Source organism: Pseudomonas rosaeacicularis, from assembly GCF_057128745.1.
Genome location: NZ_JBSKHT010000002.1, coordinates 210,269 through 231,758, shown reverse-complemented (window position 1 = coordinate 231,758; position 21,490 = coordinate 210,269). Strand labels below are relative to the sequence as shown.

Below are 21,490 nucleotides of genomic sequence, written 5' to 3'. Positions count from 1 at the left end.
AACGCTGCTGGTGCCAGAAAAAGTATCAAACCGATGGTGCTGATGGCCCTGGATTATCGGGGCCTTTGGTCAGGTGTTTTTCTTCATGCAGATTCAGGGCTTGTTCAAAACATATGGATATGCGTATATGCGTCTACGCATACCTACCGGTCACTTTCATGCTCAGTCCTCCCGAAATATTCAAATGTCTGGCTGACGAAACTCGCGCCCGCGCCACTTTGCTTATCGCAAGCCACGGCGAGCTGTGTGTCTGCGAACTGATGTGCGCACTCGACGACAGCCAGCCGAAAATAAGCCGGCATCTGGCACAGCTTCGCAGCAGCGGGTTGTTGCTGGATCGACGCCAAGGGCAATGGGTTTACTACCGACTCAATCCGGCGCTGCCAGCCTGGGTTCACGAGGTGTTGCAGGTGACGTTGCGCGAGAACGCTGAATGGCTTCAGGAAAACGCCTCCCGCTTACACAGCATGGACGGACGTCCAGTTCGCGAAACTGCCTGTTGCTGAATTCGTCGCGCATAACGCTGCGTGTTGGCTGCCCTTTCTCTTACTGCATTGCCTCTCAGGAGCAATTAATGCGAGTTCTGTTCATGTGTACGGCCAACAGTTGCCGAAGCATTTTGTCCGAAGCGTTGTTCAACCACTTGGCACCGGCGGGGTTTCAAGCTGTGAGTGCCGGAAGCTTCCCCAAAGGAACGGTACTGCCACGCAGTCTGACCACATTGCAACGCGCCGGTATTTCAGTCGTGGGGCTCAATAGCAAAGGCAATGACGCGTTCGAAGATTGCCCGCCAGATATCGTCATCACTGTGTGTGACAAAGCCGCGGGTGAATCCTGTCCGGTCTACTTCGGCCCGGCAGTGAAGTCCCATTGGGGCCTGGAAGATCCTTCCGAGGTTTCCGGCGATGAGGCGCAAATAGATGCAGCTTTCAGTGCAACACTGGCGTGTATCAAGCGACGCTGCCTGGCCTTTTTTAACCTCCCGTTTGATACCCTCAGCCGCGATGAACTCAAGTGCGAGCTTGATCGCATCGGCGCTCTTTAAGCAGGTCCAGAAATGACAAATTCACTGCCGAACCTTGATGCCGGATTGTTCGATTCCGAACCGACCACAACTGGCGCCAGCGACCATAAGCCCCGAATCTTATTGCTCTACGGATCAACCCGACCTCGCTCGTTCAGCCGCTTGGCCGTTGAGGAAGCCGCTCGGTTGCTGGAGTACTTTGGCGCTGAAACGCGGATTTTCAATCCAACTGGCCTGCCTCTGCCCGACGATGTCCCCGTCGATCATCCAAAAGTGCAGGAGCTTCGAGCTTTGATGCAATGGTCAGAGGGACAGGTATGGTGCTCCCCTGAACGTCATGGTGCGATGTCGGGTGTCTTCAAGGCGCAGATCGACTGGATACCACTGGCGCTGGGTGCGGTTCGTCCTACTCAGGGCAAAACCCTTGCCGTGATGCAGGTTTGCGGAGGGTCACAGTCATTTAACGTCGTCAACCAGCTGCGTGTGCTGGGCCGTTGGATGCGCATGTTCACCATCCCGAACCAGTCGTCAGTGCCCAAGGCCTACATGGAGTTCGACGAGAACGACCGGATGAAACCCTCTCCCTACTACGACCGTATCGTCGATGTAATGGAGGAGTTAGTGAAGTTCACGGTGCTGCTGCGCGATCACAAGGATCATCTGGTTGACCGTTACTCCGAGCGCAAAGAAAGCGCTGAGCAGCTCACTGCCCGGGTGAATCAGCGAGCTATTTGAGGCGGACCTGGGCGCATGAAAGCTGCTGGCTGACGCCGCGCCAGTGGACGCAATGCCTCCAGCGTCTAGCGCGATACCATGGCCAGTGTGGCCGGACTTGCTGACACTGATCGCGACAGGTACGGTTTTCTTCGGCGTCACGTTGTTGAGATACCGATCCAGCCTGTCTTCCTGATACTGGCCAGCCTCAAACCATTCGCGCGCCAGCACCCTGCGCAGCGAGGTGCATCCCAGAGGCTCTCGCGACCCCTGCATGTCGTGACATCTGCCCCGTTAATGATCTTTGTCAATGTCCGGCGATAAAAGTCGAGCACCATCAGGCGCTGTGAATGCACGAACGTTTGCCCGCTCGCAGGCGACGGCGCCGAAGTCACTGTTGCTCCATTGGACAGCCGCTTTTTTGCCAGCCGTTAATTGCTTTCTTCCTGACGCAGCCAGATCGGTCGCTATCGATCGACGTCTACGCCATTCCCCTCATTCAAGAGCAGGATTTCATGGCACTTCATAAAACCGTAGAGATTCAGGATCAAGCCATTGAAGACGTTTATTCAAGTGGCTCCTCTCAACATAAATTGCCCAAATACCGGCTCCCCGATCACTCAATCACGCCGTCGTCTGCCTATAACCTAGTGCGCGACGAGTTGCTGCTTGATGGCAACTCCCGACAAAATCTGGCGACGTTCTGCACCACATGGGTTGAGCCGGAAGTGAAGCAGTTGATGGCCGATGCCCTGGACAAAAACATGATCGACAAGGACGAGTACCCGCAGACCGCGGAGATCGAAAACCGCTGTGTACACATCATTGCGGACCTGTGGCATGCGCCCAAATCGTGGCAAACGGTCGGCTGTTCGACAACCGGGTCCAGCGAGGCCGCGATGCTCGGCGGCCTGGCCTTGAAGTGGAGCTGGAAAAAACGCAGGGAAGCATCCGGCCTGCCAACAGACAAACCAAACTTCGTGTGCGGTCCGGTACAGATTTGCTGGAAGAAGTTTGCGCGGTACTTTGATGTGGAAATCCGTGAGGTGCCGCTGCGTGGCGATGCCTTGGGACTGCTGCCGGCGGACCTGCGTGAATATTGCGACGAGAACACCATCGGGGTCGTAGCCACCCTGGGCGTGACGTTCACCGGCATCTATGAACCCGTCGCTGCCCTGGCTGCGGAGTTGGACGCGATGCAACGCGACCTCGGCCTGGATATCCCGATCCATGTTGACGCGGCGAGCGGTGGCTTTATTGCACCGTTTATCCAGCAAGAACTGGAGTGGGATTTCGTGATCGAGCGCGTCAAATCCATCAACGCTTCAGGCCACAAATATGGCTTGGCGCCGCTGGGCGTGGGTTGGGTCATCTGGCGCTCCACTGATGACTTGCCAGAAGAGCTGATCTTTTACGTGGACTATCTGGGCGGCAACATGGCGACCTTCGCGCTGAATTTCAGCCGACCCGGCGGTGAAATCATCGCGCAGTACTACAACTTCCTGCGGCTTGGACGCGACGGTTACACGCGCATTCAGCAGGCCTGTTCTGATACGGCGCAGTGGTTGGCGACAGAAATCCTGAAGTTCCCATCACTGGAACTGGTGTACGACGGGAAGGACGGCCTGCCAGCAGTTTGCTACAAGCTCAAGGACGGGATCGACCATGGCTTCACGCTCTATGACCTGTCGGAGCGCGTACGCATGCGCGGCTGGCAGATCGCCTCGTATCCGCTGCCGTCTGACCGCCAAAACATCGTGGTGCAGCGGGTTTTGGTGCGACATGGCGTGAGTCGCGACCTGGTTGCACTGCTGCTGGATGACCTGCGCAAAGCCCTGGCTTACCTGCAAAAGAACCGGGTCGAGCACTCTGATGCGGGACCCAGCTTCAGCCATGGCGCCATCGCGGCGCCGGTCATCCCGGCCGACACTCCGAACATCGCCTGATCGCACATCAAACTCACCGGGTCATCCAGGCCCGGTGCCTTAGCGTGACCAGACAGGTGCAAATCGACGTGAATGCTTTCTTTACCTTCCTGCAACACAACCCCTACATGCTTTTGTTCCTGGTCGTTGGCCTGTCCGTCTGGGTGGGACGGGGCACGATCAAGGGCTATGGGCTAGGCGCGGTGGCGGGAGCGATTGTCATCGGCTGCGCCATTGCAACCTGGGCGTCGTACTACGGCGTGCATTTCGAGCTGGATAACTTCACCAAGAGCCTTTTTTATTACCTGTTCATGTACGGAGTCGGGCTTCGAGTAGGTCCTTCGTTTATCAACAGCTTGAAAGGTGATGGCCTGAAGTTCACCTTCCTGGCCGTTCTTTCGTCGTTTCTGGGACTTGGCATCGTGGTGCTCGGGGTTCGGCTACTGGCCCTTCCGGTTGGCACGGCGGGTGGCATTCTCGCCGGTTCGCAAACCATGTCTGCCGCCATTGGCTCGGCCGAACAAGCGATCACCTCAGGAGTCGTAGCACTGCCCCCCGGCACAACGGCGGCAGCAGCAACGGCGATGATCGCGTTGTCCTATGGCATCACCTATATCTGGGGAACGGTCGGCATCATCCTGATCTGCAAATACCTGCCGCGCTGGTGGCGCGTCGATGCGCGCAAGGCGGCCAAAGATTATGAGATCGAGCACGGTGTGCCCAACGTCGATGACGCAGGGCTCAGCGGTTATCGGCCCTTCGATCTGCGCGCGTACCGATTGGAGAACAAGGAGTTGGCGGGCCAAAGCATCGCGCAGTTTCGCGAGCGGTTCGCGCTCTACCAGATCGAGAATGTGGAACGGGCTGACCAGTTACTCGGTGCCGATCCTGCGTTGGTGCTGCAATTGGGCGACGTGATTGCCCTTGGCGGCAGCCTGGATGCATTGACCGACCACATGGGCCTTATCGGCCCTGAAGTACCAGACGCCCGGGCGCTAAATATACCGCTGGATGAGGCGGTCATCCTGGTGACCCATCACGACGCCATAGGCAAGGCACTGAAGGATTTCAGCCAGTCGCCCATAGCAGGACAAGTCCAGCTGGTGGGTATTGAGCGCGGCGGTGCCCCCATTCCCATCGGTCTGGAAACTCGCTTGCAGCGACTGGATGTCATGCACCTGATCGGTCTGCGCAGCGCCATTGACAAAGCCACCACGCTGCTGGGTAAAGTGGCTCGGCCGAGTACCGCGACGGATCTGCTGACCCTGTCGCTCGGCATGATACTTGGCCTGTTGATCGGCCTGATTCAAGTGCCGGCGTTCGGCGCGGCCGTTGGCCTGGGCAACGCTGGGGGATTATTGGTCTCGGGGATTATTGTTTCGTCACTGGTGTCGCGGGTTCGGTTCTTCGGCAACACACCCAATGCTGCACGCAACATCCTCGAAGACATGGGACTGATCTTCTTTGTCGCGATTGTCGGTGTGAATGCGGGTGCGAATCTGGTGTCGCAAATCAGCGCAATCATCGCGTTGAAGATCTTTGTACTGGGCTTCGTAGCCTGCACGATTCCACCGTTTATCGTCTGGGCGGTGGGTTTTCATATCTTCAAAATCAACCCGGCGATTCTTATGGGCGGTGTGGCTGGCGCGCGCAGTCATTCCGGGCCGGCGCGTGAAGCGGCGAAAGAAATCGACAGCACCGTGCCCTGGATTGGCTTCCCGGTGGCCTATGCGGTGTCCGGCATCTTGCTGACGGTCTTTGGATACTTCGCGATGGTATTGGCGCAGTAGTGATTTTTTCCGAGCCGACAGGAGGTGCTGCACGCCATAGCTGTATTTATATACAGTATTAGCCTGCGATCTCGTGTCGCGCCTGGCTGAATCAGTCCAATCCTGCAGGTGATTTTTATGTGTGGCGGCGTCGAAGCCAAAGACAAGGAACGCGCCTATGAGGCGTTCAAGATCTACTTTCCCAATCCCAAAGCGGCCTTCCCGGTCATGCTCGAAGACGGCACGGACCTGGGCTGGGTGCCTTGGGGTCGCAGGAAAGAACAACCCGGCAATGGCCCGCAGGGTGGCTGGGCGAAACGCGAGACGGTTGAGCGCGGCGGCTGGGCGCAATACCACCCGCAGCGAGCGTTTGCGTTGGTCAGCCGGTACATGGAGAAGGACGCCGAACGTGTTTCCCACTGGTTCGACGTCAATGACCGCTACGGCCTGGAATGCCTGGTGATCGGCGAAGGCGATCAGCGTCGGGCCTACGTCGTGACCTCAGCCCCGCCCGCTGAACATGCCGCGATACACGACCGCTGGCCGGTGCTCAAGAAGCTGCCGGAGTGATGCCCCCTCGCCTGTCAGCGCAACACGCTAACCGGCAACGACCGCCGAACGTCGTTTGCCGTAGACCAGCAGCCCGCTCAGTACGATCAACGCCATACCGAACACCGATGAAACCACCGGGTAGCCACCGAACAACAACACCCCATAGGCCGTTGCGAAGATGATTTGCAGATAGCCCAGCGGCGCCAGCACCGTTGACGACGCGTAGGCATAGGATTTTGCCAACAGAAAATGCGCCGACAGCCCCAAACATCCCAACACCAACAGCAAGCACCACTCAAACCCATTGGGAGCCGCCCAATAGAAAGGCACCACCACGCTCAGGATGGCGGTGCAGAAAACGCCCACGTAGAAACTGCAGACTGACGGGCTGTCGGACTCACCCGCCAGTTGAGTCAACAGTTGATAGATGGCAAAGAAGAAGGCGGACGCCAACGGGAATAGCATCCACAGCGAGAACGCATCGCTGGCCGGATTGATGATCACCAGCACGCCGATGAAGCCGACGACCACCGACAGCCATTGAAGTCGGTCGGCCTTGATGCCAAACAACAGCGGCGACAAGATCGTCACGAAAGCCGGTGCCAGAAACACCAGCGCGGTCGATTCCGCCAGGGGCACATGGGTCAGACCAAACAGAAAAGTCAGGCTGTCCCCCAGCAAACAAACCGCGCGAAGCAGATGCAGCCACGGCCGTCGGGTATAAAAAACCTGGGTGCTTTTACTGCGCAGGATGACCGCCGTGACCAACAGGGTATGAACCAGATAACGCACCCACGCGACGAAAATGACCGGCAGGACAAAAATGAGCGTCTTGGAAATCGCGTCGTGGCTGGCAAACACCAGCGCCACACTCGCCATCAACCACATACCGATGACATGCCGGTGAGAAAGACTGGAAGCGGTCATCGCAGGCCTTGTAATAATGAGTTTCAACAGAACAGACGGCGACGTTATCACAGCGCCTTTGCACATCCAGCGCTCGTTAACGGGCCAGTCTTTTTTCTTTGGACGGTCGATGACCGAAGAATGCGCTGTAGCATTTGCTGAAGTGGCTCGGCGATACGAAACCGCAGGCTACCAGCACTTCCACTTGAGACATCTGGGTGTGTTGCAGCAACCGGCGGGCTTCGGTGATGCGCAGCTCCAGGTAATAGCGCTGCGGTGTCGTGCCCAGTTGCTCCCTGAACAGGCGCTCAATCTGACGCCGCGATCGACCGGCATAAGTCGCCAGCTGGTCCATTTCCAGGGGCTCCTCAAGGTTGGCGTCCATGAGGTTGACGACTTCGCGCAGCGGCGCGCTCAGGGACAGATGCGCGGAGGTCTTGATGCGCCGATAGCGCGACTCTTCAAAGGACAGAATGTCCTCGATGCCGTCCACCAGTGCTTTGTCGTGCAGGCCTTTGATCCACTGGAGCGCCATGTGGAACGCGCCCGCCGGGCTCGACGCGGTGAGTCGGTTGCGGTCGATCACGAACGCTTCGCTGGTCACTTGCGTCACCCTGGAAATCTCCGCCAGCGCCGGGCGATGCTCCGGATGAATCGCACAGCGATAACCGTCCAGCAACCCCGCCATCCCCAAAAACCATGAGCCGTTCCACAGCCCCGCCAGCGCAGTGCCGTTATCCGAGGCGGCCTGCAGCAAGTCGGTCAGTGGGTCGCTGGGTTTGAGTTCGGTTCGGTACCCGCCGCAGATCACCAGCAGGTCCAAGTCCTGAATCGCGGCAAGCTCGATTCGCGTATCCGGGCGGATGATCAAACCCAGGTCGCTCACGACCTCCCCATCCTGCAACCCGAACGTTCGGGTAGAGAACAATCCCGGCCTCAGCAGGTTCGCCGTGACGATCGTATCCAGCGCTTGAGTGAATGCCGGCAGAGAGAAGTGTTCGAGCAGCAGAAACCCGGCTCGCGCATGGGTGCCGGACTGCTTGCAATCATCGTCCACATAACGAAGATTTTTGCCCTGCATGCCGCCGCTGAATTGACGCCGTTCGATCATGTTTGCCTCAGGGCTCTCATTCGGGAAGTGATGAAGCTGCGCAGCGAAAAAACCTCGAACTTGGCCAAGGCGGTGTTATCCAAAGTTCAGGTCAACCGAGGATAAACAACATGAGCAACAACGAAAGCACTCGCGATACAGCACCGGCAGAAGATCTGCGTGCAGGCATCCCAATTGACTCATCCGGCAACCAGGTCAACGTAGTCGAGCGCGACATCGAGGACACCGACGACGACACCCGAGCCGTGGATGAAACCATCACCCCCACTTCGACCCGCGCCAAAGAGCAGGATGCCGAAACCCTCAAGCAGAAAACGGCCGAGATCGAACGCAAAGTGGCTGATGGCAACTGAGTCAGCTGATCGCAGCGCTTAACCCTCACCTGCGCTGCAATCTCAACGCCAGAGACGCGACATTTCGTTGCGTCTCTGGCGTTTTTCATCCTGCCGGTCATGGCAATCATGTAATCATCTGTATCAATTTACGCCTTGCTACGGAACTAGCCCGCGCGACATCGCCCTAAGCCACGTTGGCGTAGTGGCATCACGCTGGTTTCCCTGCTCGTTGCGACTCCCACGCTCCTGGCCGATGCGTTAACTGCCAACGCCGCCCCTGTGTCTTATCCACGATCGCGATCAACTAGGATTTTGCATTTCATGTCTTCGATTTCCCCGTCGGCGAGCCCGACTCGTCAGGATGCCAAACCCGCCTCAGCGGGCCGGCTGGTCTTCATCTCCGTGCTGGTCGCGACCATGGGCGCCCTGGCTTTTGGTTACGACACGGGAATCATCGCCGGTGCCTTGCCATTCATGACGTTGCCGGTCGATCAAGGCGGCCTGGGCCTCAATGCCTTCAGCGAAGGGCTGGTTACTGCCTCGCTGATTCTCGGTGCGGCGGTCGGCTCCCTTGCCAGCGGCTATATTTCTGACCGCTTCGGCCGTCGCCTGACCCTGCGCATGTTGTCCCTGTTGTTCATTCTTGGCGCGCTGGGCACGGCTACTGCGCCGACGATCCCGTTCATGATTGCCGCTCGTTTCTTGCTGGGCATCGCTGTGGGCGGCGGGTCGGCCACGGTGCCGGTGTTCATCGCCGAAATCGCCGGCCCTTCACGAAGGGGGCGACTGGTCAGCCGCAACGAGCTGATGATTGTCAGCGGGCAATTGCTGGCCTACGTCTTGAGCGCTTTGATGGCGGCACTGCTGCACACACCGGGGATCTGGCGCTACATGCTGGCGATTGCCATGGTGCCGGGGGTCTTGCTGCTGGTCGGGACGTTCTTTGTCCCTGCCTCACCACGCTGGTTAGCGTCCAAAGGCCGCTTTGACGAGGCCGAGGAAGTGCTTGAGCAACTGCGCGACACCAAGGCCGACGCCCAGCGTGAAATCGAGGAAATGAAAGCCCAGGACAAGAAAAACCGCGAGCGTCCGTCGGTTAAAGAGCTGTTGCGCCAGAGCTGGGTGCTCAAGCTGCTGTTGATTGGTATCGGGCTGGGCTTCACCGCGCAGTTCACCGGGGTCAATGCGTTCATGTATTACACCCCGATCATTCTCAAGAACACCGGCATGGGCACCAACGCCGCGTTGACCGCCACCATCGGCAACGGCGTGGTCTCGGTGATCGCAACGCTGCTGGGGATCTGGGCTATTGGGCGTTACGGTCGTCGTCACTTGCTGATGACCGGGCTGGTCGCTGTGGTACTGGCGCAAGTGGCACTGGGTTGCGTGCTTGAGTTCATGCCGCAGAACCTCACCCAGAGCTACGCCGCCCTCGCCTGCATTCTGCTGTTTCTGCTGTTCATGCAGATGTGCATTTCGCCGGTGTACTGGTTGCTGATGTCGGAACTGTTCCCGATGCAGGCTCGTGGTTTGTTGACCGGCACAGCGGTGTCGATGCAGTGGATCTTCAACGCCACCGTGGCGTTCACCTTCCCGATCGCCCTGGAATACCTGGGCAACCCGACGTTTTTCGTGTTTGCAGTAATCAACGTCGGCTCATTGCTGTTTGTGTTCTTCTGCTTGCCGGAAACCAAAGGCAAATCCCTGGAAGAAATCGAAAAACACATGAAGAAAGAGCTCTGAGGGCTTAAGGACACGGCGCGTCCGGGGCAGCGTTCCCACGAGGGTGGGAACGATCAATCCATGATGAAACGAGAGGTATCCATGCAAGCACTGGCCATCAGTCAAATCACCACTTCGCCGCTGTCGATCGAAGACGATCTTGCCCTGTGCCAGCGCCTTGGCTGCGCGTTGGAGATTGCCGAGAAAAAGCTCTCTGCCGATCCGTCAAAGGCGAAGGATCAACTCGCACTCATCAGGGACAGCGGCGTGAGGATCACCTCGATCCAGCCCCGCACGCTGACGATATTCCCATCGGCCTCCGCGCCTGAGCCGCAATCTCCCGAAGCACGGCTGGCAGAGCTGATGTCATCTGTGGATCTGTTCAGCCAGTTTTGGCCGGGTTTGCCGCTGGTGACCAACACTGGCGCGGATGCCACTGGCAACGAAGCCCGAGTGTGGGCGGGCTGCGTCGAGCACTATCGCACGTTGGCGGCGCACGCCCATGACCGCGGAATGTGCATTGCGCTTGAGGCCTTGGGCCCGTCGCTGATGAACAGGAATTCCATTTTGTTTACCTTGGGTCAGGCACAGGAAATGGTCAACGAGGTTGACCACCCAGCCTTTGGCCTCTGCCTGGACCTCTACAACAGCTGGCAAGACCCCGCGCTTTCAGTTGCCATCGAGCACTGCAAAAAACTGTTCATCGTGCAGCTGGCAGATTGGCGCAGACCGCGCTCCCTCCACGACCGCCGAGTGTTGGGCGATGGCGAAATCGCGCTACAAAGCCTGCTGCAGAACATCGCTGACGCGGGCTATACCGGCGATTGCGTGCTGGAGATATTTTCAGAGTCGGTGCCGGATTCGTTGTGGGAAAGCAAAGACACCATCATTGAGGCCGTCGAACGCAGCATCCAGGCTTATGACGCCATCCGCGCGCAGATGAGGTATAGCTGACACAACGCAATCGCAGCCTTCGGCAGCTCCTACTGGGTACGTGTCCACCGCACATTGGCAAACCCGTGGGAGCGGACCTGTCCGCGAAAGCTATTATCCAGGCGAGGGAGATGCGCTGAATGTACCGCCATCTTCGCGAACAGGTTCGCTCCCACTAAGAATTGCAGCGCCGTTTGGGGCTTGAATTGAATTCGGCAAGCCAATTGCAGGTCATAGATACACGGCGGGCTTGAACGACGCCGATGAAGCGTCACCGCAGCCAATCGCCGATAGCGAATCAATAAGGAAATGCCTGATGACCGGGATACAAGTCACGATCCAAGACTGGGATGGCGATGGCGCCATCAAAATTCCAGATGCCGTGCTCCAGGAATTGGGCGTGGATGTGGGCTCGACCCTTTTCTTCGTCGATATCGACGTCGAGAAACACACGCTCACCCTGTCCACCACCCCGAAAGTCCGGGATCGGGTGGACGAACTGGCGGACCGTCTGGAAGACATGAACCAGAAGTCCTCGCTGCAATACCGCACCTGAATCCAGCGAGAAAAGCCGGGTCAACACCCCCGCTTCATCCAAAGCAAAACGCTCACGCCCCCCCCAAAAAGGGCCGTGAGCGTTTTGCGTTGTGGCATTTACAAACGCTGAGCTACACCACCCGTCTGCTCCGAGGGCTTGTCCCCGGGAATGGCTGACAGCGGCTCGATCTTGCCGACGATGAACAGGTAACTGAAGGCCCCCAGCAGCGCAAACGCACCGGCGGTCAACAGTGGCGCGGTAAACGACCCGTTGCCGATCACCAGCATGAAGCCCGTGAAGGTGGTGATGAAAATACCCGCCGTGTTCGACGCAAAGTTCTGAATGCCACCAATCGAGGCCACATGGGACGGCGTTGGCGCGACATCTGCGGGCAGGCACCAGATGCTGGCACCGGCGAACGCGAGGCTCGCGTAAGCCAGACTGAAAAAGCCAAGCATTGCGTATGTGCTTTCGGTGAACACCGAAAGGGAAATACTCGACGACATCAGCATGCCACCGACGATGCAGGTTTTACGCGCCGCCGTCAGACTCCAGCCACGACGGTACAGCGCGTCGGAAGTCAGCCCGCCAATCCAGCCGCCGAGGATAGAGGCCACCGCCGGAATGGTCCCCAGCGTCCCGAGAGACTTGAGGGAAAAGCCGCGTTCCTGCACCAGATAGGTCGGAAACCAGGTGATGAAAAAGTAGATCACGAAGTTCAGGCAGAAAAACCCGAGCATCATTCCCCACAGGGTGCGATGACGGAACAGCGACGCCCACTTGATTTTGGGTTGCACTGCCAGCGCTGCTGCCTTGTTGGCATCGTTCTGCTCGATGGCCGCGACCGCGCTGGGTTCCTTGTAGATCATGAACCAACCCACCACCCAGATGATGCCCACGGCGCCTGTGATGATGAACGAAGCGCGCCAGCCCCAGAGCTCGATGATCAACGCGACGACCGGAATCGACAATGCCGACCCGACCCGCGAGCCACTGTCGAAAATGCTGGTAGCGAAGCCTCGTTCTTTGACATCGAACCACTGGCTGACGATTTTGGCGCAGGAAGGATAAGCCCCCGCCTCGCCAACGCCGAGCATCAGCCGGCACCCGAACATCGAGGCCAGGCTGTTGGCCCCGGCAGTGGCGGCGGTAAACAGCGACCACCAGGCCACCGCCAGTGGCAGCGCAATTTTTGCGCCCACTTTGTCGACGAACCAGCCGAACGGCATTTGCATCAGTGCGTAGGTCCAGAAAAATCCGCTGAGCAACAGGCCCATTTGTCCGGGGCCAAGGCCTAGTTCTTTCTGGATGTAGGGGGCGGCCACCGCGAGGTTGGCCCTGTCTATGTAGTTGATTGCGACCGCGAGGAAGCACAGAAATATTACCAACCAGCGCCCTTTCTGCATGGCGAGTCCTCCGTAATTATTTTTATGAGTAAGACTGCTTTGAAGCTTCAGCGCGTGTGACGGGCCATGGAACAGAAAGCCTCAATTGGCCTGACCAAATCGCTGATACGGGCCGATACTAGACCGCAAAACCGGCAATTGGAAAGCCTGAAGCCCATTTTATGTTCTCTTTTTTCATCAGCGGTCATGACTTTCCTATTTTGGCCTGACCAATCTATACTCGGTTTCGCTTCGCCCGGCCGGGTTGCTTGCAGCGCTGGACGATCGTCCGGCAAGCCTGCCCCGCGCAGCATTGGCTATCAGAACAATAAGGAATTGCCCATGAAGATGACTTTCCGCTGGTATGGCGACAGCGACCTGGTAACCCTGCAATACATCCGGCAGATCCCGGGCATGACCGGTGTGGTGTCGGCCATTTACGACGTGCCAGTGGGCGAGGTCTGGCCGATTGAACGTATCGCCGCGCTCAAGGCCAACGTCAACGCCCACGGTCTGGATCTGGACGTTATCGAAAGCGTTCCCGTCCACGAAGACATCAAGCGTGGCCTGTCGAACCGCGATCAACTGATCGAAAACTACTGCCAGACGCTGCGCAATCTCGCGGCCTGCGGGATCAAGGTGGTCTGCTACAACTTCATGCCGGTGTTCGACTGGACCCGCTCCACACTGGAAAAGCTGCTGCCCGACGGCTCCACCACACTGGCGTTCGACGTGTCGGTGATCGAGCAGATCAACCTGGATGACGGCCTGACCCTGCCCGGCTGGGACGTCAGTTACGAGCCTGCCGCGCTCAAGGCCTTGCTCGCTGAATACGCCGAGGTCGACGAGGAAACGCTGCGCCAGCGCCTGGCGTATTTTCTGGAGCGAGTCATTCCGGTGGCCAGTGAAGTGGGCATCAAAATGGCCCTGCATCCGGACGATCCACCGCGACCGATTTTTGGTCTGCCACGGGTGGTGAAAAATCGCGAAGACCTTACCCGTGTGATGGCGATGGTCGACGATCCGGCCAATGGCCTGACGCTGTGTTCGGGCTCGCTGGGTGCTGATCTGGGCAATGACATTCCTTCGCTGGTGCGTGAATTTGGCGGCCAGGGGCGCATCCATTTCGCCCATCTGCGCAACGTGAAAGTGACCGAAGCCGGGGATTTCTACGAAACCGCGCACCGCTCCGAAGACGGCTCGCTGGACATGGCCGAGATCGTCAAGGCCTACGTCGAGACGGGTTTTGAAGGCTATTACCGCCCCGACCACGGCCGCATGATCTGGGGGGAAACCGGCAAACCCGGTTATGGCCTGTACGACCGCGCGTTGGGTGCGGTGTACCTGAACGGATTGTGGGAAGGGATCAGGAAGGCGATGCCAAGGTGATGACTACCTCTGTAGGAGCGAACTTGTTCGCGAGGGCTTTACGCGGTTTGCCTGACACGCCGCCTCGCGAACAAGTTCGCTCCTACAGCGATTGCGCAAGATATTAGATTTGCGTGATACCTCAAAGCCGTGGGAGCGGACCTGTCCGCGAAGGGGCCCGTACAGACTGCAGATTTCTATCGCTAGGGAAATAGCTTTCGCGGACAGGTCCGCTCCCACGGGAAATGCGCTCGTCCTACAGCGATTGCGCAAGATATTAAATTTGCGTGATACCTCAAAGCCGTGGGAGCGGACCTGTCCGCGAAAGGGCCCGTGTAGACGGCACATTTCTATCGCCAAGAAAATAGCTTTCGCGGACAGGTCCGCTCCCACGGGAAATGCGCTCGTCCTACAGGGATTGCGTTTGATATTGGATTGGCGTGACAGCTCAAATCCGGGGGAGCGGACCTGTCCGCGAAGGGGCCCGTACAGACTGCAGATTTCTATCGCTCGGGAAATAGCTTTCGCGGACAGGTCCGCTCCCACGGGAAATGCGCTCACCGACTCGATCTTGATCGTTGCCAGGCGTCGTAACGATTTGCGATACAGGCTTCAATCCCCCGCCGAATTAACCTCGGCATCCATCCCTTCCAGCCAGCGTTCTTCGGATTTTCGCAGGTGCTGGCGCATGGCGGTCTGGGCGCCGATCAGGTCGCGGGCTTGCACTGCGCGCAAGATGGCTTCGTGTTCGGTGACGGCGGTGGCCCAGGTCTGGCGGTTTTCAGAGTGTTCGCTGATGTGCGCCGACAGCGGGCTATAGCGCTCCTCGAACAGTGACGTGATGATCCGCACCAGCGTCGAGTTACCGCTCATCTTCGCCAGCCGCTGGTGGAATTTGCGATCGTCCTCAAGGGCCGGAACGCCCTTCTCCACGCCTTCGCGCATCTTGTCGATGCACGCCTGCAAATAGCGGTAGTCAGCCTTGCTGCCGTGCAGACAGGCCAGCATCACGCAGTCGCCTTCAATCAGCGCGCGGGCTTGCATCAATTCAGACGGGCTTTCGCCCAGGGTGAGGGTTTTGCCTTTGACGCCCAGCAAGTGCTCGCAGACGTAGATGCCCGAGCCCATGCGGATCTCAACGCTGCCTTCGATCTCCAGGGCAATCAGCGCTTCACGCAAGGACGGCCGCGACACGCCCAGCAGTTGCGCCAGATCGCGCTCAGGCGCCAGGCGCGAACCGGGTTTGATGTCGTGCTTGCGGATATGTTCGCGCAAACGGTCGGCGGTGATCTGATAAAGGCGGCGTTCGGCAGGAGGGTTTGGCGCGGTCATGAATCGGGTTCCGAGGGACTGCGCCGGAGCATATCACAGCTCCCCGCACCCGCTGCGAGGAGCTTCTGCCGACGATTTCCCCTCAACAATCCCACGCCAAAACGATGCGGGAGACTACATCACGGCACCCAGTTGCCAAGGCACGAATTCGTTATCGCCCAGCCCGTTTTCCTCGCTGCAGCTCTGGCGTCCCGAAGCCGTTTCAATCATCAGCCGGAACAGCCGCTCCCCCGCCGCTGCCACCGATTCGGAGCCATCGACCACGGTGCCCGCGTTGAAATCCATGTCCAGGGTCATGTGCTCGAACAGTTTGGTGTTAGTTGCCAGTTTCAACGACGGCACCGGTTTGCAGCCGTAGGTCGAACCGCGCCCGGTGGTAAAACAGATCAGATTGGCGCCGCCTGCAACCTGACCTGTAGCCGACACCGGGTCATAACCGGGCGTATCCATGAACACCAAGCCCTGGGCATCGACAGACTCTGCGTACAAGTACACCCCCATCAGCCCGGTGGAGCCCGCTTTCGCCACCGCACCGAGGGATTTTTCAAGAATCGTGGTGATGCCGCCCACCTTGTTCCCCGGTGAAGGGTTGTTGTTCATGTCGCCGTCATGCTGGCGCACGTAATCCTCCCACCAACGGATGCGCGACATCAGCCGATCAGCGATCTGCGCCGACGCGGCTCGGGCGGTAAGCAGGTGTTCGGCGCCATAGATTTCCGGGGTTTCCGACAGAATCGCCGTGCCGCCATGGCGCACCACCCGATCAACCGCGGCGCCCAGTACCGGATTAGCGCTGATCCCGGAATAGCCATCCGAGCCGCCGCACTGCAAACCGACCGTGAGATGGCTCAACGGCGCAGGCGTGCGTTGCGCGGTGTTGACGATGGGCAGCATATGTTGGATCAGGGCAATGCCGTCGCGCACGGTTTCCCGCGTGCCGCCGGAGTCCTGAATGATCAGGCTGGCCAGCAACTGAGGCGCGCGCGGGCTCAGCTCTTCCATCAGCGGCGTGATCTGATTGACCTCACAACCGAGCCCTATCATCAGCACACCCGCAAAGTTGGGATGATTGGCATACCCGCGCAAAGTGCGCTTGAGGATGTCGATGCCCTCGCCTTTCGCCCCCATGCCGCAACCGCTGCCATGGGTAATAGCCACCACGCCGTCAACGTTGGGCCAGTCTGCCAGCGCGTTGCCCTTGAAGGCCTCGGCGATGGCTTTGCACACCGTGGCAGAACAGTTGACGCTGGCAATCACTCCGATGAAATTGCGCGTGCCCACACGACCGTCATCGCGCCAATAACCGTCGAACGTCAGCGCAGCGGCGGCAGGTGACGTCGGCACATACAGCGTGCCGGATTCATGCTCGGAGGCGCCGCTGGACATTTCCAGGTTGTGCACATGCACGTGATCACCGGGACTGATGGCAAGGTTCGCAACGCCGATCACCTGAGCGTATTTGCGCACTACCGAGCCCGCCTCGACGCCGCGCAGGGCGATTTTGTGGCCGGAGGGAATGTCGGCCAAGGCGGTGACTGTCACGCCGTCGGCACTGGCGGTTTGCCCTATCGCAATATCCTGCCGCGCAACCGCTACATCGTCGCCCGCCGACAGCACGATCAAAGACGCTGTTTGTTCAGTCATGTGCGTTCCTCGTTTCAGCCAGCGCGGCCTTGAGTCGAGGTTGCGCCAGATCAGGTACCAACCGGCCTGCCAACTCCACAACCGGGAGAAAGCGGCGGCGTTTTTTTTCTGCATGGTTTTGCGCGATATCAGCGATGCGGTGCTGCAAAAACGGATTGAGGAAGCGATCGCGCACCGACGTCAGGTAATCCCGCGCCTGCGCCTGATGACCTTGCGCGGCGAACACCGGCAACACTTCCTGCTCCCACAGACTTTCCAGCCCGTCGCGCAGCGTTGGATCATTCATCGCCTGATGCACTGTTTCGTCCGGCGCCCGCGAATCTTCGCGCCAGCGCTCGGCCAGCCAGGTATGCCCCAGGTTGAGCATGAACAGCTTGAACTGCTCGTAATGATCCAACTGATCGGTCACGACGATTGCCGGGTGGGTGCAGGGCAAAACCAGACCCGCCTGCCGCTCGATCGCCCACAGCGCGTAGGGCTCAGCGATGGCGCCGACCGGCTCGATGGGCTGCGAAACGATGCGGTCCACCAGCGAATTGGCCCAGCGGCAGGTGTCATGCAGGTAAGTGATAAAGGAAGGATCGAGGGCCCACTGGCGGGCGATGCTGATGATCAGGTCACGCAGGACATCGCCGTTGCGCGACACCAATTCACACGGAAACAACGACAACGGCGCCTCGGAGTTGGCCTGCCAGCGGCCGTGCAACAACACCAGCAACTTGGCCGGAAAACTGATCGGCGCCGCCGCGTCATCCGCTAGCAGCCCGGACGTGTCGGCGTCGCTTAATACGTAGCCGCGATCCCCGGTATTGGAGATCACCACCTGCACGTCGCGCAGCATGGCCTGCCGGATCAGTTGCCAGTCCTGCCCTGCGTTCAGCGCTCCATTGATCGACGAAGACCAGCGTGGTTCATCGATCACCTGGCCGTTGTCCATGCCCTGAATCCGCACCGGATAGCCCGCGCCCGATGCCAGCGCCTTGGTGCGCTCGGTGCTGGCCGGGTTGTCGGTGGTTTGCACCACGGTCACTCGGCCCAGCGCTTCGCCTCGCCCCAGTGCTTCGGAAATGAACAGGTCGGCATGGGCCTGCAAAAAGCGGCTGGTGCCAAACTGCAGGATCGGCGCAATGTTTGAATCGCTCATCGCCCGGCCCTCAGCATTCGACAATGGCTTTAACCACGCCCTGGGACGGGTCCAGCAGCGTGGTGAACTGCGTCGTCACCTGGTCCAGCGTCATGCGATGGGTGTTCAGCGCCGCGTCCGGGATCAGCCCGTCACGCAGGCATTGCTCGACGTAGCGAAAGTCTTCGACTGTGGCGTTGCGGCTGCCCATCAACGTGGCTTCGCGCTTGTGGAATTCGGGGTCGGAGAAACTGATGGTGTCGCGCACGATGGACACCAGCACGTATTTGCCGCCGTGGGCGATGAACTCGAATCCGCGCTCCATGGCCTTGGCGTTGCCGGTAGCGTCGAACACCACGTCAAAGAACTCGCCGTGGGTCAGGTCTTCAAGCTGCTGTTTATCGGTATCGCCGATCAGCACGGCGCTGTCCACGTGCAGGTGTTGCTTGCAGAACGACAGCCGATCTTCGCGGGTGTCGAGCACGGTCACTTTGGCGCCACGCAGGCGGGAGAAAATTGCCACCGCCATACCGATCGGCCCGGTGCCGACCACTAACGCGCGCTGGTCTTTCTGGATGTCCGAGCGCCGCACCGCGTGGGCGCCAATGGACAGGAATTCAATCATCGCCGCCTGGTCCAGCGTCACGCCGTTGGCCTTGAGCACGAAGGCATGGGGCAGGCTCAGGTATTGGGTGAATGCGCCGTCGCGATGCACGCCCAGTACTTGAATGCGCACGCAGCAGTTGGTTTTGCCCTGACGGCAGGCGATGCAGTTGCCGCAGGACAGGTACGGCATCACGTACACCAGATCGCCCGGCTCCAGCCCGCTGCCCGCCTCGCTTTCCTCGACGATGCCGGAGAACTCATGGCCCATGACGCGTGGGTATTCAAGAAAAGGCTGATTACCGTTGAAGATGTGCAGGTCAGTGCCGCAGACCCCGACGCGTTTGATTCTGACCAGGGTTTCTCCCGATGCGCGTTCTGGCTTGGGGCGATCCTGGGCCAGCAGTGAACCGGGTTTTTCGCAGACGACTGTAAGCATGACTTTTCTCCAGACCAGGCATGCCGTGAGCGGCGATGGCACAAGGGCCATCGGCTTGCGGGAGTGATCTCTTGTTGTTGTGATCCTGGGGGCGCGGCCTGATGCAGGGCTACAGGTCCAGACGCCGTCGGGAAAAAGCTACACAGCCGAAACAATATTGGCAAGACCAATTAAATTTAAAAGTAATTGGCCTGACCAGATTGCCAAAGTTGATGGCCGCTGTTCAGGAGCTTAAATAGCTCAATGGCAGCTCGGTGGTTGATTTGATCTGCTCCATGGCGAAGCTCGAGCTGATGTCGGTGATGCCGGGCAAACGGATCAATCGTTTGTATACCGCGTCGTAGCCGGCGATGTCCGGCACCACCATGCGCAGCATGTAATCGGTGTCGCCCGCCATGCGGTAGCACTCCACCACTTCCGGCAGTGTGGCCATCAACGCGTGAAAGCGCTCCAGCCATTCGGCGTTGTGCTGATTGGTGCGGATCGCGGCGAACACCGTGACCGTCACCTTCAGTTGCTTGGGGTCGAGCAACGCCACACGTTGCCGGATGATGCCCTGCTCTTCCAGCTTCTGGACCCGTCGCCAGCAGGCCGTGCTGCCCAAGCCAATCGCATCGGCTATCTCGACAATGGGCCGGGTACAGTCGGTTTGCAGGATGCTCAGAATCGCCTGATCGAACTTATCCAAGAAGCGTGCTCCGGTGGATGTAAAGGGCCGGGTTATGCCAATTGAGCACAACGATAAGCCAGAATGAACGGTCGCTGGATTGAGATTCCGTTAAAACGGTCCAGGAGCGAAATATATTCGTATTTATCTGCTTCAGGACGGCCACTTATCAATTTTTTTCCGGGTTGACGCTAGTAACCTTTTTACATCTTCAGACAGCGCAGGCCGATCATGTCCAATCTCCCCCTCTATTTCGATTACGCAGCCACCACGCCTGTCGACGACCGCGTCATCCAGCACATGGTCACGTGCCTCGGCAAAGAAGGCACTTTCGGTAACCCAGCTTCCAATTCCCACACCTATGGCAACCAGGCCCGCCAAGCCGTTGAGCTGGCCCGCCGGCAAGTGGCTGAGCTGGTAGGCACCCAGGCGCAAGCACTGGTCTGGACCTCTGGCGCGACAGAATCCAACAACCTGGCGATCAAGGGCGTTGCCTCAGGCGGCGAGCCGAACCGCCGCCACCTCATCACCAGCCGCATCGAACACAAAGCCGTCATCGACACCGTGCGCCAACTGGAACAGGCCGGTCATCCGGTGACCTGGCTTGAACCGGACGCTCAGGGCCTGATCCAGCCCGAGGCAGTACGCCAGGCATTGCGCGCCGACACGCTGCTGGTGTCGCTGATGCTGGTCAACAACGAACTGGGCACCTTGACCGACATTGCCAGCATCGGCCGCCTCGTTCGTGAACACGGGGCTATTTTTCATGTCGATGCCGCCCAGGGCACCGGCAAGGTCGCCATCGATCTGAGCAGCCTGGACGTTGATCTGATGTCCTTCTCGGCGCACAAAACCTACGGCCCTAAAGGCATCGGCGCCTTGTACATTGGCGAACGTGCATGGCCGCTGCTGGATGCACAGATGCACGGCGGCGGGCATGAGCAGGGGTTTCGTTCCGGCACTCTGGCGACGCATCAGATCGTTGGCATGGGCGCCGCGTTTGCGTTGTCCAGCGCCGAGATGGTTGAAGAAACCCGACGCATCAGCGCGCTGTCTGCACAATTGCGCGACGGTCTGCTGAAGCTACCCGGCGTCACGCTCAATGGCTGCGCGCAACAACGCATCCCTCACACGCTGAACATCTGCGTCGACAGCCCGGGCTTCAATGTCATGAGCCTGTCCCATGCGCTGGCGGTGTCTTCTACCTCGGCCTGCAACTCGGCCGCCGGTGGCGCTTCCCACGTGTTGTTGGCGTTGGGTCTGAGCCCTGAGAAGGCGGCGACCGGCGTGCGCCTGAGCCTTGGCCGATACACCCAGGCCGAAGATGTGGAGAAGGCGATCGAGGCCTTGAGTACGTGCGTTGTCAGTCAGCCAACGTTCTGGTAATCCAGCCTTCTCGC

General features: G+C 59.1%; 20 protein-coding genes. 12 read left to right on the top strand and 8 right to left on the bottom strand.

Annotation, left to right across the window (positions count from 1 at the left end; genetic code table 11):
* Positions 1 to 158 precede the first annotated feature (158 nt).
* From ACWKWM_RS03520 to ACWKWM_RS03495, 6 genes are all read left to right on the top strand, one after another.
* A complete protein-coding gene (locus ACWKWM_RS03520) occupies positions 159 to 506 on the top strand; it encodes a metalloregulator ArsR/SmtB family transcription factor (protein ID WP_483844772.1) in 348 nt (115 codons plus the stop codon).
* Positions 507 to 574: 68 nt separating this feature from the next.
* Positions 575 to 1,045: an arsenate reductase ArsC gene (locus ACWKWM_RS03515; protein WP_483844771.1), complete on the top strand. Its 471-nt coding sequence runs from the start codon at positions 575 to 577 to the stop codon at positions 1,043 to 1,045.
* A 12-nt stretch (positions 1,046 to 1,057) separates the two neighbouring features.
* The gene (gene arsH, locus ACWKWM_RS03510; RefSeq protein WP_483844770.1) at positions 1,058 to 1,759 is read left to right on the top strand and encodes an arsenical resistance protein ArsH; all 702 of its coding nucleotides are present in this window, start codon (positions 1,058 to 1,060) and stop codon (positions 1,757 to 1,759) included.
* Between the two features lie 494 nt (positions 1,760 to 2,253).
* A complete protein-coding gene (gad, locus tag ACWKWM_RS03505) occupies positions 2,254 to 3,684 on the top strand; it encodes a glutamate decarboxylase (RefSeq protein ID WP_483844769.1) in 1,431 nt (476 codons plus the stop codon).
* A gap of 68 nt (positions 3,685 to 3,752) precedes the next feature.
* Positions 3,753 to 5,453 (top strand): aspartate:alanine exchanger family transporter, encoded by a 1,701-nt coding sequence (locus ACWKWM_RS03500; protein ID WP_483844768.1) that lies wholly within the window; start codon positions 3,753 to 3,755, stop codon positions 5,451 to 5,453.
* 117 nt (positions 5,454 to 5,570) lie between these two features.
* Positions 5,571 to 6,002: a hypothetical protein gene (locus ACWKWM_RS03495; RefSeq protein ID WP_483844767.1), complete on the top strand. Its 432-nt coding sequence runs from the start codon at positions 5,571 to 5,573 to the stop codon at positions 6,000 to 6,002.
* Between the two features lie 27 nt (positions 6,003 to 6,029).
* Here ACWKWM_RS03495 and ACWKWM_RS03490 read toward each other — a convergent pair whose 3' ends face one another.
* On the bottom strand, positions 6,030 to 6,911 hold the full coding sequence (locus ACWKWM_RS03490; protein ID WP_483844766.1) for a DMT family transporter: 882 nt from the start codon (positions 6,909 to 6,911) through the stop codon (positions 6,030 to 6,032).
* 76 nt (positions 6,912 to 6,987) lie between these two features.
* Positions 6,988 to 8,001 carry a GlxA family transcriptional regulator gene (locus tag ACWKWM_RS03485; RefSeq protein WP_483844765.1) on the bottom strand — a complete coding sequence of 338 codons (1,014 nt, stop codon included), beginning with the start codon at positions 7,999 to 8,001 and terminating at the stop codon, positions 6,988 to 6,990.
* Between the two features lie 110 nt (positions 8,002 to 8,111).
* On the opposite strand from ACWKWM_RS03485, the gene ACWKWM_RS03480 reads away from it, so the two are divergent.
* The 4 genes from ACWKWM_RS03480 to ACWKWM_RS03465 all read left to right on the top strand — a co-directional run bounded on the left by ACWKWM_RS03480 (position 8,112) and on the right by ACWKWM_RS03465 (position 11,547).
* The gene (locus ACWKWM_RS03480) at positions 8,112 to 8,354 is read left to right on the top strand and encodes a hypothetical protein (RefSeq protein WP_483844764.1); all 243 of its coding nucleotides are present in this window, start codon (positions 8,112 to 8,114) and stop codon (positions 8,352 to 8,354) included.
* A gap of 303 nt (positions 8,355 to 8,657) precedes the next feature.
* Positions 8,658 to 10,079 (top strand): sugar porter family MFS transporter, encoded by a 1,422-nt coding sequence (locus ACWKWM_RS03475; RefSeq protein WP_483844763.1) that lies wholly within the window; start codon positions 8,658 to 8,660, stop codon positions 10,077 to 10,079.
* Between the two features lie 81 nt (positions 10,080 to 10,160).
* A complete protein-coding gene (locus ACWKWM_RS03470; RefSeq protein WP_483844762.1) occupies positions 10,161 to 11,012 on the top strand; it encodes a sugar phosphate isomerase/epimerase family protein in 852 nt (283 codons plus the stop codon).
* Positions 11,013 to 11,307: 295 nt separating this feature from the next.
* The gene (locus tag ACWKWM_RS03465) at positions 11,308 to 11,547 is read left to right on the top strand and encodes an AbrB/MazE/SpoVT family DNA-binding domain-containing protein (protein ID WP_483844761.1); all 240 of its coding nucleotides are present in this window, start codon (positions 11,308 to 11,310) and stop codon (positions 11,545 to 11,547) included.
* Between the two features lie 98 nt (positions 11,548 to 11,645).
* Here the strand turns inward: ACWKWM_RS03465 and ACWKWM_RS03460 are convergent, their stop codons facing one another.
* Entirely contained in the window at positions 11,646 to 12,935 is a 1,290-nt protein-coding gene (locus tag ACWKWM_RS03460; RefSeq protein ID WP_483844760.1) for an MFS transporter, read from the bottom strand.
* 321 nt (positions 12,936 to 13,256) lie between these two features.
* Between ACWKWM_RS03460 and uxuA the strand changes: the two genes are divergently transcribed.
* Positions 13,257 to 14,303, top strand: a complete 1,047-nt coding sequence (gene uxuA, locus ACWKWM_RS03455; RefSeq protein ID WP_483844759.1) for a mannonate dehydratase — start codon at positions 13,257 to 13,259, stop codon at positions 14,301 to 14,303.
* Between the two features lie 591 nt (positions 14,304 to 14,894).
* On the opposite strand, the gene ACWKWM_RS03450 is transcribed toward uxuA, so the two are convergent.
* The 5 genes from ACWKWM_RS03450 to ACWKWM_RS03430 all read right to left on the bottom strand — a co-directional run bounded on the left by ACWKWM_RS03450 (position 14,895) and on the right by ACWKWM_RS03430 (position 20,111).
* Entirely contained in the window at positions 14,895 to 15,614 is a 720-nt protein-coding gene (locus ACWKWM_RS03450) for a FadR/GntR family transcriptional regulator (RefSeq protein WP_483844758.1), read from the bottom strand.
* A 114-nt stretch (positions 15,615 to 15,728) separates the two neighbouring features.
* Positions 15,729 to 17,258, bottom strand: a complete 1,530-nt coding sequence (locus ACWKWM_RS03445) for a UxaA family hydrolase (protein WP_483844757.1) — start codon at positions 17,256 to 17,258, stop codon at positions 15,729 to 15,731.
* Positions 17,251 to 18,402, bottom strand: coding sequence for a mannitol dehydrogenase family protein (locus tag ACWKWM_RS03440; protein ID WP_483844756.1), 1,152 nt, complete (start codon positions 18,400 to 18,402; stop codon positions 17,251 to 17,253). The genes ACWKWM_RS03445 and ACWKWM_RS03440 overlap by 8 nt, the downstream gene beginning before the upstream one ends.
* Before the next feature lie 10 nt (positions 18,403 to 18,412).
* Positions 18,413 to 19,423, bottom strand: coding sequence for a zinc-binding alcohol dehydrogenase family protein (locus tag ACWKWM_RS03435; protein WP_483844755.1), 1,011 nt, complete (start codon positions 19,421 to 19,423; stop codon positions 18,413 to 18,415).
* Positions 19,424 to 19,646: 223 nt separating this feature from the next.
* Positions 19,647 to 20,111, bottom strand: coding sequence for an Lrp/AsnC family transcriptional regulator (locus ACWKWM_RS03430; RefSeq protein ID WP_483844754.1), 465 nt, complete (start codon positions 20,109 to 20,111; stop codon positions 19,647 to 19,649).
* 210 nt (positions 20,112 to 20,321) lie between these two features.
* On the opposite strand from ACWKWM_RS03430, the gene ACWKWM_RS03425 reads away from it, so the two are divergent.
* Positions 20,322 to 21,476 (top strand): cysteine desulfurase family protein, encoded by a 1,155-nt coding sequence (locus ACWKWM_RS03425; protein WP_483844753.1) that lies wholly within the window; start codon positions 20,322 to 20,324, stop codon positions 21,474 to 21,476.
* Positions 21,477 to 21,490 lie beyond the last annotated feature (14 nt).